This window comes from Pseudomonas sp. NPDC089530 (assembly GCF_050280705.1).
In the GTDB taxonomy this organism is placed as follows: Bacteria; Pseudomonadota; Gammaproteobacteria; order Pseudomonadales; family Pseudomonadaceae; genus Aquipseudomonas.
Genome location: NZ_JBNNVU010000001.1, coordinates 134348 through 147116, shown reverse-complemented (window position 1 = coordinate 147116; position 12769 = coordinate 134348). Strand labels below are relative to the sequence as shown.

General features: G+C 66.1%; 13 protein-coding genes and 1 pseudogene. 7 read left to right on the top strand and 7 right to left on the bottom strand.

The features are described from left to right. Window positions 1-95: 95 nt before the first annotated feature. Window positions 96-301, top strand: a pseudogene (locus tag ACQKQA_RS00710) (GNAT family N-acetyltransferase); the annotation flags it as partial. Between the two features lie 141 nt (window positions 302-442). Here the strand turns inward: ACQKQA_RS00710 and ACQKQA_RS00705 are convergent. Both ACQKQA_RS00705 and ACQKQA_RS00700 read right to left on the bottom strand, forming a co-directional pair. After that, a complete protein-coding gene (locus ACQKQA_RS00705; RefSeq protein WP_427552416.1) occupies window positions 443-1402 on the bottom strand; it encodes an HlyD family secretion protein in 960 nt (319 codons plus the stop codon). 3 nt (window positions 1403-1405) lie between these two features. Next, a complete protein-coding gene (locus ACQKQA_RS00700; RefSeq protein ID WP_427552415.1) occupies window positions 1406-1759 on the bottom strand; it encodes a DUF3302 domain-containing protein in 354 nt (117 codons plus the stop codon). 223 nt (window positions 1760-1982) lie between these two features. On the opposite strand from ACQKQA_RS00700, the gene ACQKQA_RS00695 reads away from it, so the two are divergent. Further along, the gene (locus tag ACQKQA_RS00695) at window positions 1983-3179 is read left to right on the top strand and encodes a PrpF domain-containing protein (RefSeq protein WP_427552548.1); all 1197 of its coding nucleotides are present in this window, start codon (window positions 1983-1985) and stop codon (window positions 3177-3179) included. Between the two features lie 24 nt (window positions 3180-3203). Here the strand turns inward: ACQKQA_RS00695 and ACQKQA_RS00690 are convergent, their stop codons facing one another. Continuing rightward, complete coding sequence (locus ACQKQA_RS00690; protein ID WP_427552414.1) at window positions 3204-4148, bottom strand: AraC family transcriptional regulator; 945 nt, start codon at window positions 4146-4148, stop codon at window positions 3204-3206. Window positions 4149-4288: 140 nt separating this feature from the next. Here ACQKQA_RS00690 and ACQKQA_RS00685 point away from each other — a divergent pair, with 140 nt between their 5' ends. Beyond that, entirely contained in the window at window positions 4289-4987 is a 699-nt protein-coding gene (locus ACQKQA_RS00685) for an alpha/beta hydrolase (RefSeq protein ID WP_427552412.1), read from the top strand. A 37-nt stretch (window positions 4988-5024) separates the two neighbouring features. Here ACQKQA_RS00685 and ACQKQA_RS00680 read toward each other — a convergent pair whose 3' ends face one another. After that, the gene (locus tag ACQKQA_RS00680) at window positions 5025-6137 is read right to left on the bottom strand and encodes an endonuclease/exonuclease/phosphatase family protein (RefSeq protein WP_427552411.1); all 1113 of its coding nucleotides are present in this window, start codon (window positions 6135-6137) and stop codon (window positions 5025-5027) included. Between the two features lie 165 nt (window positions 6138-6302). Between ACQKQA_RS00680 and ACQKQA_RS00675 the strand changes: the two genes are divergently transcribed. The 3 genes from ACQKQA_RS00675 (at window position 6303) to ACQKQA_RS00665 (ending at window position 8120) form a co-directional block, all read left to right on the top strand. Continuing rightward, on the top strand, window positions 6303-6860 hold the full coding sequence (locus tag ACQKQA_RS00675; protein ID WP_427552410.1) for a transcriptional regulator: 558 nt from the start codon (window positions 6303-6305) through the stop codon (window positions 6858-6860). Window positions 6861-6986: 126 nt separating this feature from the next. Further along, entirely contained in the window at window positions 6987-7571 is a 585-nt protein-coding gene (locus ACQKQA_RS00670) for an HD domain-containing protein (RefSeq protein ID WP_427552408.1), read from the top strand. Between the two features lie 42 nt (window positions 7572-7613). Further along, window positions 7614-8120: a GNAT family N-acetyltransferase gene (locus ACQKQA_RS00665; protein ID WP_427552407.1), complete on the top strand. Its 507-nt coding sequence runs from the start codon at window positions 7614-7616 to the stop codon at window positions 8118-8120. Window positions 8121-8151: 31 nt separating this feature from the next. Here the strand turns inward: ACQKQA_RS00665 and ACQKQA_RS00660 are convergent, their stop codons facing one another. From ACQKQA_RS00660 to ACQKQA_RS00650, 3 genes are all read right to left on the bottom strand, one after another. Then, entirely contained in the window at window positions 8152-8991 is an 840-nt protein-coding gene (locus ACQKQA_RS00660) for a 5'-nucleotidase, lipoprotein e(P4) family (RefSeq protein ID WP_427552406.1), read from the bottom strand. A 158-nt stretch (window positions 8992-9149) separates the two neighbouring features. Beyond that, on the bottom strand, window positions 9150-9767 hold the full coding sequence (locus tag ACQKQA_RS00655; RefSeq protein ID WP_427552405.1) for a cupin domain-containing protein: 618 nt from the start codon (window positions 9765-9767) through the stop codon (window positions 9150-9152). 71 nt (window positions 9768-9838) lie between these two features. Further along, complete coding sequence (locus ACQKQA_RS00650) at window positions 9839-11800, bottom strand: FAD-dependent oxidoreductase (protein WP_427552404.1); 1962 nt, start codon at window positions 11798-11800, stop codon at window positions 9839-9841. Window positions 11801-12038: 238 nt separating this feature from the next. Between ACQKQA_RS00650 and ACQKQA_RS00645 the strand changes: the two genes are divergently transcribed. Next, on the top strand, window positions 12039-12686 hold the full coding sequence (locus ACQKQA_RS00645) for a TetR family transcriptional regulator C-terminal domain-containing protein (RefSeq protein ID WP_427552403.1): 648 nt from the start codon (window positions 12039-12041) through the stop codon (window positions 12684-12686). Window positions 12687-12769: the final 83 nt, after the last annotated feature.

Sequence of the window (12769 nt, the reverse complement as noted above, 5' to 3'; positions counted from 1 at the left end):
TTTGTTCCGCGCTTCCCAAGGAAAGTCCGAGCGCCAGCAATGGGTCGACTGCTGCCTGATACAGTCGGCAGTTATTGACCCTATTGCTGTCTTGGAGGGTATACGTCGCGCGTGCGGCAAGGGGGCAGGGGTGGGGCAAGCCCTGGTGCGGCGGCTTCTGGAATATGCCGCTCAGCGATTTTGTGTTGTACGCCTAGCCACGGATACCCCTGAGGGCGCCGCATTTTACCTTCGCTGCGGGTTCCAGCCGATACACGATGATTTTGCCACTCATGTGAAGTCATTGGTCGATGCCACATAACCAGGTCATTCGTTCCCTCAACGGCAATGGTCATTTGCCCCGGCTTTGAGGCCAACAGGCAGCCTTGGAGCGTGGACTCGACCGATAGTGCAATCAAGCCGGGCTTGCAACATACCGAGCATCCGGCCTGATCCCGGCCGATCAATGGAACGGGAAGATGTAGTTCATCCAGGCCGCCATGCGCAGCAGGATCTTGCGCATGATCGCCACGTGGTGGAAGTGCTGGCTGTAGAGCGCCGCCTGGCCATAGGCGCCGCCGGGCATCAGGGCGGCATAGGGCAGGTAGTCCGGGTCGGTGATCTCGATGACCACCGGCACCCGCCCTGGCGGCGGCGACCCGCTATAGCTGATCAGGGTACCGGAAGGCTGCACCTGGCCTTCGCCGATCACCGAGATGACATTCTTCACCCGGCCCTTGAACACCTTGCCGGGGATGCCGTCGAACGCCACTTCCGCCTCGTCCCCCGGGACCAGGCGCAACAGGCTGTTCTGGCGCATCCAGGCGGCGAAATACTGGCCTTCCTCTGGAATGAACACCATCGACGGGCGCAGCGGCAGCTTGCTCGCCATCATCCCCGGGCGCAGCGACACATGGGTGACGAAACCTTTGCTCGGGGCGCGGACCACGGTGTTGTCCAGCTCGAACTGGGCGTTGTCGATCTGCGCCTGGAGGTTGTCCACCAGGGCAATCGCGGCTTCCTGCTCACGGCGGGTGCCGAAGTTGCGCTTGATCAACTCATTGATCCGGTACAGGTCGCCCTGCGCGGCGACCTGCTGGGCCTTGAGGGACTTGAGGCGGTTCTCGAAGGGCTCGGGGTCGATGCGAAACAGCACATCGCCGGGCTCCAGCATCTTGTTGCCTTGCACCGGCACCTCGACCACCTTGCCGGTGACCACCGGGATCACCGGCACCGAGACGAAGTAGGAACGCGCCACTTCCGAATAGGGGTGGTTGTAGTTCATCAGGAAAATCAGCGCGCCGATCAACACCACGCCGCCCAGCACGGCGGTGGGCACCGTCCACTTGTTCAGCGGGATGCGGAAGATCTTGAAGATGGCGACGCAGATGGCGGTGTAGGTCAGGATCAATAACAGGTCCATCTCTCACGCCCTCCCTTCCGGACGGAACCCGGGCCGCACTTGTCCTTCCAGAAGCTCGACGCGCTGGCGCAGCTCGGCCAGCTCTTGCGTCAGCTCTTTGTTGTCATGAATCTGCGCCTTGCCGGTGGCGAAGCCCCAACCGCGATCCTCGCGGTACAACATGGCCCAGATCCACAGGAACGGCCACAGCGCATGGAGCGTGAACAGGCTGACCCAGCCTGCCGCGTGAATGGCGTCCTGGTGGGGATGCTTGCGATGGACGGCAATTTCGTAGGGAATGTCGTGCAGGACGATGATCCCGTAGAACAGGACGATCCCTGCGAAGACCAGAATGCCCAGTGCAATGTAATCGAGCATGATTCGCCTCCCGGAAGCCTTCAGCTCGTCTGCAACAGCTCATATAGCGTTTCGGCCGGACGGTGCCATCTGGCAGTGCAATGGCAGGGGCCTTACGCAATCCATACTAGTTCAAGTTCGATCCTCTGCCGGGTCGCCGCAGGCTGTGGCCGACCGCGCGAAGCTGCGCTCGGACCGGTGGCGGTTTATGATCGCGACCTGTCCTCATCACTGCGAGCCGATCATGCCTTTTGCCCTGGACCCACCCCACATCCGTGCCGGCATCGTCGAGTTCCCCGTCTGGCATGCCCGCGGCGGTACTTCCACCGGTCTGATCCTGGCCCGCGAAACCCTGCCCGAGGACCCGGCGCTGGTGGAGGAGTTGTTGCGCCATCTGATGGGCGTTCCCCTGAGCGGCGAGCTACCGGGCAATAACCAGATTACCGGGCTGGGCCGTGGCGGGCCCACCAGCAACAAGGTGTTCATCGCCGAGCGGCGGCCCGGCGAGTCGCGCATGGTCAGCACCCTGGCGCAGCTGGCGGCGGGCAAGAGCGCGATCGACTGGAGCGTCAACTGCGGCAACATGTCCGCGGCCTTGCCTCTGTACGCCCTGGAGCGCGGCTGGCTGAGCCCGGACCAGGACAGCGCGCAGATCGAAATCTTCAACAGCAATACCCAGACCAGCATGCTCGCGCGGGTGGCGTTCAAGGACGGTCGCCTGTCGAGCGATACGCGCATTCCCGGGGTCAATGGCGTGTTCCCCGGGGTCGACCTGTTCCTCAGCGATCCGGTGGGGACCAAGACCGGCCAGCTGTTTCCCACCGGGCAACGGGTCGACCTGCTCGACGGCGTGCGCGCCACCTGCCTCGATGTGGCGGTGCCGATGGTCATCGTCCAGGCCGCGGACCTGGGCAAGACCGGCCTGGAAACCCCGGCGCAACTGGATGCCGATGCCGGGTTCAAGGCGCGCTTGCTGAGCCTGATGGTGGCGGGCGGCCTGCGCATGCAATTGCGCAACCGCAGCGGCGCCTTGCTGAGCGCCGAGGAACTGCAGCGCAGCGAAACCGTGCCGAAGATCTGCATCGTCAGCCCGGCCCAGGGCGCGGGCGATATCAATACTCGTTACTTCACCCCGCAAAACGCCCATCCCTCGCTGGCTGTCTCTGGCGGCTGCTGCCTGGCCGCCGCCTGCCTGGCACAGGGCACCGTGGCCCATGAACTGCTCAAGACGCCCAAGGTCCTGAGCGCCACGATGGCGGAATACCCGGTGTCGATCGAAAACCCGGCGGGGCTGCTGGACACCCTGATCACCGCACGGGAGGCGGGTGGCTCGATCCAGATCGCGGCGGCGGCCTACCGGCGCAGCGCGCAGATCCTGCTCAAGGGGATGGTGCCGCTGTACAACGCCTCGGCGGAACTGTTCGCGGCGCTCAAAGGCTGAGGCCAGGAGCGGCTTGCCGGCCGCTCAAGCCAAAGTGCGGTATTCGCTGGGGGCGACCCCGAACGCGCGACGAAAGGCGCGGCTGAAGGCCGCCTCTGACTCATAACCCAGCTGCTCGGCGATCTGTGATACCCGCAGGCGGGAGGTTTGCAGGCGCTGCCCGGCCAGTTGCATGCGCCAGTGGGTCAGGTAGCGCATCGGCGATTGGCCCACCAGGCGGGCGAAGCGTTGGGTCAGGCTGGAGCGCGACTGGTTGACCAGGCCGGCCAGGCGCTCGACGCTCCAGGGCGCCCCCGGCTCGGCATGCAGCAGCGCCAGGGCCTGGCCGATCAGCGGATCGCGCAGGGCGGCGATCCAGCCGCCGATGCCTTGCGGGGCGTGGGCCAGCCAGTGGCGCACGGCCCAGATAAACATCAGGTCGATGATCCGCGAGAGCATGATGGCGCTGCCGATCGACGGGTTGCGCACCTCTTTCTGCATCGCCGCCACGGTCAGCGCCAGCCATTCCCGGGAGCCGATCGGGTCGCTCTGGTCGGCACCCTGGCAGCTGACATGCAGCAGCCCGGGCAACCCTTGGAGCAACGCCTGGCCACAGCCGCCCTCGAAGTGAAACAGCCCGCTGGTGATCCGTGGCAGGGTGTCCGCAGCGGCGCTTTCCAGCCGATGGCCCTGGCCGTGGGGCACGAACAGGATGTCGCCGGGGGCCAGAGGCGTCGTTGCGCCGTCACCGTCAAGCCTGAGCCGGCAGCCGGCGTCCTGGATCACATGGAAGCAGGCAGCGCCCGCCGACCGCTGCAACACCTGGCCCGGTTGCAGGTACGTCTCGCCCAGCAGTTCGCCGCGCATCCGGGCAATGCTGAACACTTCGAAAAACACATCGGCGGCCGGGTGCCTGAGGTCGGCGGGGGAGGCCGATGTGGGGAGCGGAGCGCCCCGGCGTTTCGGCACAGTCTTCGGATTCTCGGTCATGGTCGGTCACTGCCGTCCCTTCGATAATGAGCGCGCCCGAGCATAAGCCAGCACGGGGCCGGGCGTCTCCTGCCCGGTCGCGACTCGCCCCAGCCCGGGCCCGCGGCGAGCGGTCTTTATCCACGCAGAGGATTCAAGGTATGAGTGTTCAACCTACGATTGTGTTGGTGCATGGTTTCTGGGGCGATGCGGCCCATTGGAGCAAGGTGATAGTCGAGCTGGCGCGCAAGGGCTACAGCGCCATCCGCGCCGTGGAAATGCCGCTGACGTCCCTGGCCGACGACGCCGAGCGCACCCGCAAGATGATTGCCCAGGTCGAGGGCCCGGTGTTGCTGGTGGGGCACTCCTACGGCGGTGCGGTGATTACCGAAGCGGGCGACCAGCCCAATGTGGTGGGGCTGGTGTACATCGCCGCCTTCGCCCCGGATGCCGGGGAAAGCCCGGGCGCCATCACCCAGCAGCACCTGCCCGCGGCCGCGGCCAACCTCGAGCCGGACAGCGATGGCTACCTGTGGCTCAAACCGCAGGCCTTCCACGAGAGCTTCTGCCAGGATCTGAGCGCCGACGAAGCGCTGGTCATGGCGGTGACCCAGAAGGCGCCGCTGGCCAGCACCTTCGGCGATACCATCAGCGCGCCGGCCTGGAAGAACAAACCGTCCTGGTACCAGATCTCCAGCGACGACCACATGATCCATCCGCGCAACCAGCAACTGATGGCCGAACGGCTCAATCCGCGCAAGATCCTGACCCTGGCCAGCTCCCATGCCTCGCTGGCGTCCCGGGCGGTGGAGGTCGCGGCCTTGATCGACGAGGCCGCCACCGCCGCGGTCAAGGGCTGATAACCCCGGGCCCCGCTGGCAGGCGGGGCCCGTGCCGTCACAGGTCCAGGTCGACCCACACCGCCGCGTGGTCCGAGCCGGCGTTTTCCGGCTTGTCCAGTTGCGGGTAGACGTCCCAGCGTTTCGGCTTGCTGCCCGGCCACATGCCCTTGCGCCACACGCCGCCGGCGCTGACGGTGGCGAACAGTGCGGGCGACAACAGCAGGTAGTCGATCTTGTTGTCCGCCTTGCAGGACCCGAAGGTGCCGGGGAAACCGCCGTCGTCGAAGGCCGGGTGGACAAAGGCGTCCTTGAGGTCGGTCTCCTGCAGCAGCGGCGCCAGCGGGGCGCTGTCCGGGGTGTCGTTGAGGTCGCCGACCACCGCGATATAGGTCTCGCCCAGGGCCACCAGTTCCTGATAGATCGCCTTGACCCGCTTGGCCTGGTCCAGGCGTCTTTGCGCCGAGGCCTTGAGGTCGCCGTAGCCTTTGCTCTTGAGGTGGTTGACCAGCACGATCAGTCGCTTGCCGCTGGGCAAGGGGATCTGGAACTGCGGGCAATCCCGGGAAAAGATCGGTTCGCCATTGGCCGCGGGGTCGTCGACATGGCTGCGCATCGGGCCGATGGGGTAGCCCGCGGCGGTCATCAGGCCGACATCGATGCCCCGGGTATCGTTGCCATCGATCAGCATCACATGCTGGAACTGCGGTCCGCCCAGGCCGCCGATGATTTCCCGGTTGAAATCCCGCAGGGCCGGGCGGCTCTCCGCCTCGACCACCGCCAACACGTCGGCCTTCAGGTCGATCATCACCCGCGCGGTGTTGCGCATGGCTTCCAGGTCCACCGGGGCCTGGATCAGGTCCAGCGAGCCGACCCAGCCGGTGCGCCCGTCGGCGACGATCTCCAGGCCGCCGGCCTTGGGCCGCTTGACCAGGCTGCCCTTGTTCTGGCGCAGGATCACGAAGGGGCCGGTGTCCGACTTGGCCAGGCCCAGCTCGGTCAGCAGGCTGACCATCTGTGCCTTGTCCGCGGGGCTGTAGACCGGCTCGCCCAGCAACTGATTGAGCTTGGCGAACGTCTCCAGCGCCGGCTTGCCGTCGGCCCAGCCTTCCAGGTTCATGGCCTTGGCCCGGTTGAACAGGTTTTCCACGTTGTAGGACGCGAGTCGCATGGTTCTCTTCCTTTGAGTGAGGGCGGTCATCGGGACTCCATTAAAGCCGATAAAAATGACCGGATGCCGACAGCTGTGGCGCCTTGCGCCTGTCGCCAGGGTTTGCCGATGGCCCCGGACAGCTGCCAGACTGGTCGCTCCTATCGCTTGCCGCCGAGGGTCTGCATGGCCGCTCCCTTCTTTCAGTCACCGCATCTGGGCGTCGCGCTCCGGCGCTGGCGCCTGCTGCACCGGGTCAAGCAGCAGCATGCGGCGCAGTTGTTCAACGTGGCCCAGTCGACCATTTCCCGTTGGGAAAGCGGGGTGCAGGCCATGGAACCCAGCGAACGGGCGCGACTCGAGCAGTTGCTGGCGGCGCGTCTGCAACCGGGGGCCGATCAAGCCCTGGCGCGGCTGGTCGGCGACAGCCCGCGGCCGGTGCACCTGGTGTGCGACCTGAGCCATCGCCTGCTGGCGTGCTCGCCGGCACGGGCGGCGCAGTTCTCGGTGCCGCTCGACGAGTTGATGGGAACGTCGTTGTGGGGCTTTGTCACGCCAGAGATCGCCCGCCAGGAGGCGGCGCTGGACGATCTGGGCTGGCGCAGCGTGCTGGCGCCGCCGTCCCTGGAGTTCGCCACCGGGGCCAACGATTGCGCCCTGGTGCCGATCCACCAGAGCCTCTGCCGCTGGACCCGCCTGACCCTGTCCGACGGCACGGCGGCGCGCCTGGTGGAAACCCTCTGAAGGCGCCCGGGGCAGGGCGCGGATATTTTATCCGTGGACCCAGGGCCATGCGCTGCCTAACCTTGTCGCCCTGAAGGCCGCCGCCAGCGCTGTCGCATCGGCGGGCGAGCAACGGGAAATGACCTGATGACTGACGAAACCCTCAAAGGCAAGCTGGCGTTCCTGCGCGAAGCGGAACAACTCAAGGACGTGCTGCGCAGCGCCCACACCTCCAGTGGCCGCCAGGAAAGCACCGCCGAACACAGCTGGCGCTTGTGCCTCATGGTGCTGACTTTCGAGCAGGAGCTGGCCGGCCTGGACTTGCTGAAGCTGCTCAAGCTCTGCGTGATCCACGACCTGGGCGAAGCGATCCACGGCGATATCCCGGCGGTGAGCCAGGCGGCCCATCCGCACAAGAGCGAGCAGGAGCGCGCGGACCTGCTGCAGTTGACCCGCTCCCTGGAGCCGGCGCTGCGCGACAGCCTGCTCGGTCTGTGGGAGGAGTACGAGGCCGGCGCCACGCCGGAGGCCCGCGCGGTCAAGGCGCTGGACAAGCTGGAAACCCTGCTGCAACACAACCAGGGCCGGAACCCGGAAGATTTTGACTATGGTTTCAACCTCGGCTACGGTCGCCGCCACACCAGCGCCAGCCCTTTGTTCCAAAGCCTGCGCGAGCTGGTGGACGAGGACACCCGGCAGCGCCTGCGGCAGCAGGCATCGGCAGATGCCTGAGCGCAGCGGCTGCCGGATACTCGCATGACTCAACGAGGCAAAATGAGCATCCAGATCAGAAGTGAACAACCATCCGACATCGGCGCCATCGAAGCCGTAACCCGCGAAGCCTTCCTCACCGCGGCCCATTCGAGCCACACCGAGCACTACATCGTCAACGCCCTGCGCGAGGCGGGCGCGCTCAGCCTGTCGCTGGTCGCCGAGCGCGATGGCGTGGTGATCGGCCATGGGTCCGTATCGCCCGTGACCTTGAGCCAGGGCGACCGCGGCTGGTTCGGCCTGGCGCCGGTTTCGGTGCTGCCGGCGTATCAGGGGCAGGGCATCGGCTCGTTGCTGATCCGCCAACTGCTGGTCCAGCTCAAGGCCCAGGGCGCGGCGGGTTGCGTGGTGCTGGGCGAGCCGGACTACTACGGCCGTTTCGGCTTCCTGGTGCGCGCCGGGCTGACGCTGCCGGACGTGCCGGCGGAGTACTTCCAGGCGCAGTCGTTCACCGGCGACTGGCCGCAGGGCGAGGTCAGTTTCCACCCGGGGTTCGCCGCCCAGGGCTGAGCGGCGGGGTCGGAGGGGGCTGGCGCCCCCGTTACGGCTTCGGCTGCCAGGCGGTGGAGCCCGCCGCCGCCTTGAACTTGGCCCGGTTTTGCGCGGTGGCCGGCGGCTCGGAGTCGCCGAAGATCGCCTTGAGCCAGTGCCCGTCGGTAGGGTTGGGGAACAGGATGAATTTACGGCCGAACTGCTGCTTGTCTTCGGTCATCAGGGCGCTGCGCTGCTTGACGTCCGCCACGTAGTACTTGCGTTTGAAGTCGTTGAGGTTGTCGCCGAGCATCACCACCACCTCATAGTCCTTGGCGATCTCGGTCTGGCGCGGCTCCTTGTTGGAGCTGTCGCGATACACCGTCAGGTGCTTCTCGTCGGCGAACGGCAGCTGGTTCTTGCGCAGGTTCGCCAGGGCGTACTCGAAGGTCTTTTCGCCCTGGTCGCGGCTGGTGACGTAAAACACCTCGACCCCCTTGGACTGGGCGTAGTTCAGGAACTCCACGGCGCCCGGCGTGGCCACCGGGCCGTTGTCGGCCACCCATTTGTCCCAGGCGCTGTCGTCGAAAAACTCTTTGTCGGCGTTGACCATGTAGCCCCAGTAGCTGTTGCTGCCGAGCACGGTGTCATCGACATCGCTGATGATCGCCAATGGCCGGTCGCCGTCCTTGCGCGCTTGCAGGGCCCGGTCCAGCTGCATTCGCGCAACGTTGAAACCCTGGTAGTAAAGCGCTTCGAACTCGGCGGCGGTCTGTTTCCAGGCGACGGCGGAGGTCAGGAGATTGGACGCAGGACTGGCGTCCTGCCCAGCCTGGGCGGGGGTTCCCTGAAGCATCAGGCACGAAAGGAGGAGCGGGGTGGCAAGGGCTTTGTTTATTGTTGTTTTCACTGCTGAGTCCTTATAACGAGGATTGACCTGCGGAAGAAAAACACCGCCCGAGTGTTCTATATCAACCTGGTTTTTCGCTCAATGCAGGTGTCGCGATTCTGGCTCAATGGGGCGTAATTCCAGCCGTTGCAGGGCGCCTGGGCGTCGGGGCGACATCCTCAGAACGTCGGCGGCGTGATCACCCAGATCACCACCGCATCGACCTCGCCGGGGTTGCCATAACGATGGGGCTCCTGGCTGGAGAAGCTGAAGCTGTCGCCCTCGTTGAGCTGGAAATGGCGCTCGCCGACCCACAGCTCGAAACTGCCGGACAGCAGGTAGCCGGCTTCCTCGCCCTCGTGGCTGTAGCTTTGCTGGCTATAGGTGCCGGGCGGAAAGCGCGAGTGGAGGATTTCCAGCTGGCGGTTGGGTTGCGGGGTCAGCAACTGATCGACGATACCGTCTTCATAATGCACGCTCAGGCGGCTGTTGCGGCGCACCACATAACCACTGTCCTCGGGCGCGGGGCTGGCCTCGCTGGCGAAGAACCACTGGATGGTCACCCCCAGGCTGCGGGCGATATTGAACAGCGCCGGTATGGACGGGTAGGCCAGGTTGCGTTCCAGCTGGCTGATGTAACCGGCGGTCAGTTCGCTGGACTGGGCCAGGGCGGCCAGGGTCATGCCCCGGCGCTTGCGCAGGCCACGGATCCGCGTACCGAGAAAGTGTGGCGCTGCCGCGCCGCTGGCAGGTGTGGGCGCGCTGCCGGCAGGCGGCGGGGTGCTGCTGTCGCTCATGGCGGGCTCCGAACCGGGAAGGGACGGGCGCCTCGCTGCGCCTGTCCGAAGGCCCCGGAGTATAAACAGGCTCAAAGCTGCCAGGCGACCTGCAAGCCTTCATAAATCGCTTCTTCGACGGTGCGCGGCGCCAGGCAGTCGCCGATGCGCCGGATTTCCACCAGGCCTTGCAGCTCGCTGGCCAGGCTGTCCACTGGCTGATGACCCTGGCAGAGCACTAGGGTGTCGACGTTTTCCATCAGCATCGGCTCGCCGCTGGCGGTGTGTTGCAGGTAGACGGTGTTGTCGTCGCAGCCGTAGAGCCGGGCATAGGGCGTGATGGCGATGCCCAGCTTGTGCAGCTCGCCCGCCAGTTGATCGCGCACATACAGCGGCAGGTTTTCCCCGCAGTGCGTGCCGTTGACCGCCAGTTGCACCTGATGCCCGGCGCGGGTCAGGCGCTCGGCGATGCCGGGGCCGATCCAGTCGCAGCGCCAGTCGACCACCACCACCGAACGCCCGAGTCGCACCTCGTCGCGCAGCACCTGCCAGGCGTCCACCACCTGCAATTCACCCCCGCGTTCGAAGGCCGGCCAATAGGGTTCGGCTCCGGTGGCGACTATCACCACGTCGGGCCGCTCGCGCTCCACCAGGGCGCGGTCGACGCGGGTGTTGCGCACCACGCGCACGCCGGCCAGTTGCATCTCCCGCTGCAGGTTGGTGCTGGCGCCGCCGAATTCGCTGCGGCGCGGCAGCAGTTGCGCCAGCAGCACCTGGCCACCCAACTGCGCACTGGCCTCGTACAGGGTCACCTCGTGCCCACGCTGGGCGGCCACCGCCGCGGCTTTCATCCCGGCCGGGCCGCCGCCGGCGACCATCACGCGGCGCGGCTTGAGGGTCGGTTGCAGGCGGCCGAACTGCAGCTCGCGCCCGGTTTCCGGATGCTGGATGCAGGAGATCGGCAGGCCCTTGTGGAAATGCCCGATGCACGCCTGGTTGCAGGCGATGCAGGCGCGCACGTCTTCGGCGCGCCCGGCGTGGGTCTTGTTCGGCATCTGCGGGTCGCAGATCAGCGCCCGGGTCATGCCGCACACATCGGCCTGGCCGCGGGCGAGGATCAGTTCGGCTTCCTGGGGCTGGTTGATGCGCCCGGTGACGAACAGCGGAATCTTGAGGCTGGCCTTGAACGTCCCGGCCTCCCTGGCCAGGTAGGCCGCCTCGATGGCCATCGGCGGCACGATGTGCACGGCACCGCCGAGGGAGGCCGAGGTACCCGCGACGATGTGCACGTAGTCGAGCTGCCCTTGCAGGGACTGCACGGCCGCCAGGGATTCGTCTTCGGTCAGGCCTTCGGGATCGCGCTCATCGGCGCTGATGCGCAGCCCGATGATGAACTGGTCGTCGGTGCTGGCCCGGACCGCGGCGATGACCTCCCGCAGAAAACGCAGGCGCTGCTGCAGATCGCCGTTGTAGCCGTCGCTGCGCCGGTTGACCCGCGGGTTGATGAATTGCGCCGGCAGGTAACCATGGCTGGCGACCACCTCCACGCCATCCAGCCCGGCCTGGTGCAGGCGCCGCGCCGCGGCCGCGTAACCGCCGACTATCTCGTCGATCATGCCCTGGTCCAGGGCCCGGGGCATGACCCGGAAGCGTTCGTTGGGCACCGCCGAAGGGGCATAGGCGACCGCCAGCAGGCCGTCGCCGGACTCCATGATTTCCCGCCCCGGGTGAAAGATCTGCGACAGCACCAGGGTGCCGTGGGCATGACAGGCCTGGGTGAGTCGGCGATAGCCGTCGATGCAGGCGTCGTCGGTGGCCATCAGCACATGGGAGGTGTAGCGCGCACTGTCGTGGACCCCGGCCACCTGCAGCACGATCAGGCCGGCGCCGCCTTCGGCCCGGGCCCGGTGATAGGCGATCAGCCGGTCGTTGACCCGATTGTCGGTGGGGATCGAGGTGTCGTGGCCGCTGGACATGATGCGGTTCTTCAGGCGCTTGCCACGAATCTGCAAGGGTTCGAAAAGATGGGCGAAGGCAGGGCTTGAGGTCGTCATGCGGGTACTCCGGCGGGCCGCGGCCAAAAGGCGTGGCGTTATTGTTTTGCCCTATAAAAATTTACCCATAGTAAAAAATCAACTTGTTTTTTTACTTGGCGCTGCCGTAGCGTCGGCCTGCGCCCACCCCTGGTCGATCGTGGCGATCCCTGGAGGCGCCGGGCGTTCTTGCTGTACAGTCGTTCAGCGCCGCCCTCCATTGTCGCCCCCCATTGATTGCCCCGAGGAGACTGTCCCGATGAGCCAGGAAGCCCGTTTTTCCCGCATGGAGCCGGAACTGCGCAAGGCCAATCTGATCGAGGCCACCCTGAGCTGCCTCAAGCGCCACGGTTTCCAGGGCGCCTCGATCCGCCGGATCTGCGCCGAGGCCGGAGTCTCGGTCGGCTTGATCAGCCACCATTATTCGGGCAAGGACGAACTGGTGGCCGAGGCCTACCTGGCGGTGACCGGGCGGGTCATGAACCTGTTGCGCGAGGCCATGGCCCAGGCCGCGCCGAATGCCCGGGAGCGCTTGTCGGCGTTCTTTCGCGCCTCGTTCTCGGTCGAGTTGCTCGATCCGCAATTGCTCGAGGCCTGGCTGGCGTTCTGGGGCGCGATGAAGACCGCCGCGGCGATCAACCAGGCCCACGAACTCTCCTATGGCGAATACCGCAACGAGCTGAGCCGGCTGCTCGGCGACCTGGCTGCGCAAGAGGGCTGGCAAGACTTCGACACCGACCTCGCCGCCATCAGCCTCAGCGCCTTGCTCGACGGCCTCTGGCTGGAGTCGGGGCTCAACCCCCAAACCTTCACCCCGAACCAGGGCATACAGATCTGCGAAGCCTGGGTCGACGGATTGCAGGCCGGGGCGCGCCAGCGTTTCCGGCGGCAGACAGAGGGCTGTTGATCGATCGTTCAGCAGTGGCTAACCTCTGGGCGCTGATGCGGTAAAAACTCTAATAAGAAACGCGCCTTCGGGCAGGTCCAGGA

Bases quoted from the DNA above. Each gene is read 5' to 3' on its own strand.
- ACQKQA_RS00650 (WP_427552404.1), bottom strand. From the start codon at position 11,800: ATGACGACCTCAAGCCCTGCCTTCGCCCATCTTTTCGAACCCTTGCAG.
- ACQKQA_RS00690 (WP_427552414.1), bottom strand. From the start codon at position 4,148: ATGACCGAGAATCCGAAGACTGTGCCGAAACGCCGGGGCGCTCCGCTC.
- ACQKQA_RS00680 (WP_427552411.1), bottom strand. From the start codon at position 6,137: ATGCGACTCGCGTCCTACAACGTGGAAAACCTGTTCAACCGGGCCAAG.
- ACQKQA_RS00665 (WP_427552407.1), top strand. From the start codon at position 7,614: ATGAGCATCCAGATCAGAAGTGAACAACCATCCGACATCGGCGCCATC.
- ACQKQA_RS00655 (WP_427552405.1), bottom strand. From the start codon at position 9,767: ATGAGCGACAGCAGCACCCCGCCGCCTGCCGGCAGCGCGCCCACACCT.
- ACQKQA_RS00670 (WP_427552408.1), top strand. From the start codon at position 6,987: ATGACTGACGAAACCCTCAAAGGCAAGCTGGCGTTCCTGCGCGAAGCG.
- ACQKQA_RS00700 (WP_427552415.1), bottom strand. From the start codon at position 1,759: ATGCTCGATTACATTGCACTGGGCATTCTGGTCTTCGCAGGGATCGTC.
- ACQKQA_RS00685 (WP_427552412.1), top strand. From the start codon at position 4,289: ATGAGTGTTCAACCTACGATTGTGTTGGTGCATGGTTTCTGGGGCGAT.
- ACQKQA_RS00695 (WP_427552548.1), top strand. From the start codon at position 1,983: ATGCCTTTTGCCCTGGACCCACCCCACATCCGTGCCGGCATCGTCGAG.
- ACQKQA_RS00675 (WP_427552410.1), top strand. From the start codon at position 6,303: ATGGCCGCTCCCTTCTTTCAGTCACCGCATCTGGGCGTCGCGCTCCGG.
- ACQKQA_RS00705 (WP_427552416.1), bottom strand. From the start codon at position 1,402: ATGGACCTGTTATTGATCCTGACCTACACCGCCATCTGCGTCGCCATC.
- ACQKQA_RS00645 (WP_427552403.1), top strand. From the start codon at position 12,039: ATGAGCCAGGAAGCCCGTTTTTCCCGCATGGAGCCGGAACTGCGCAAG.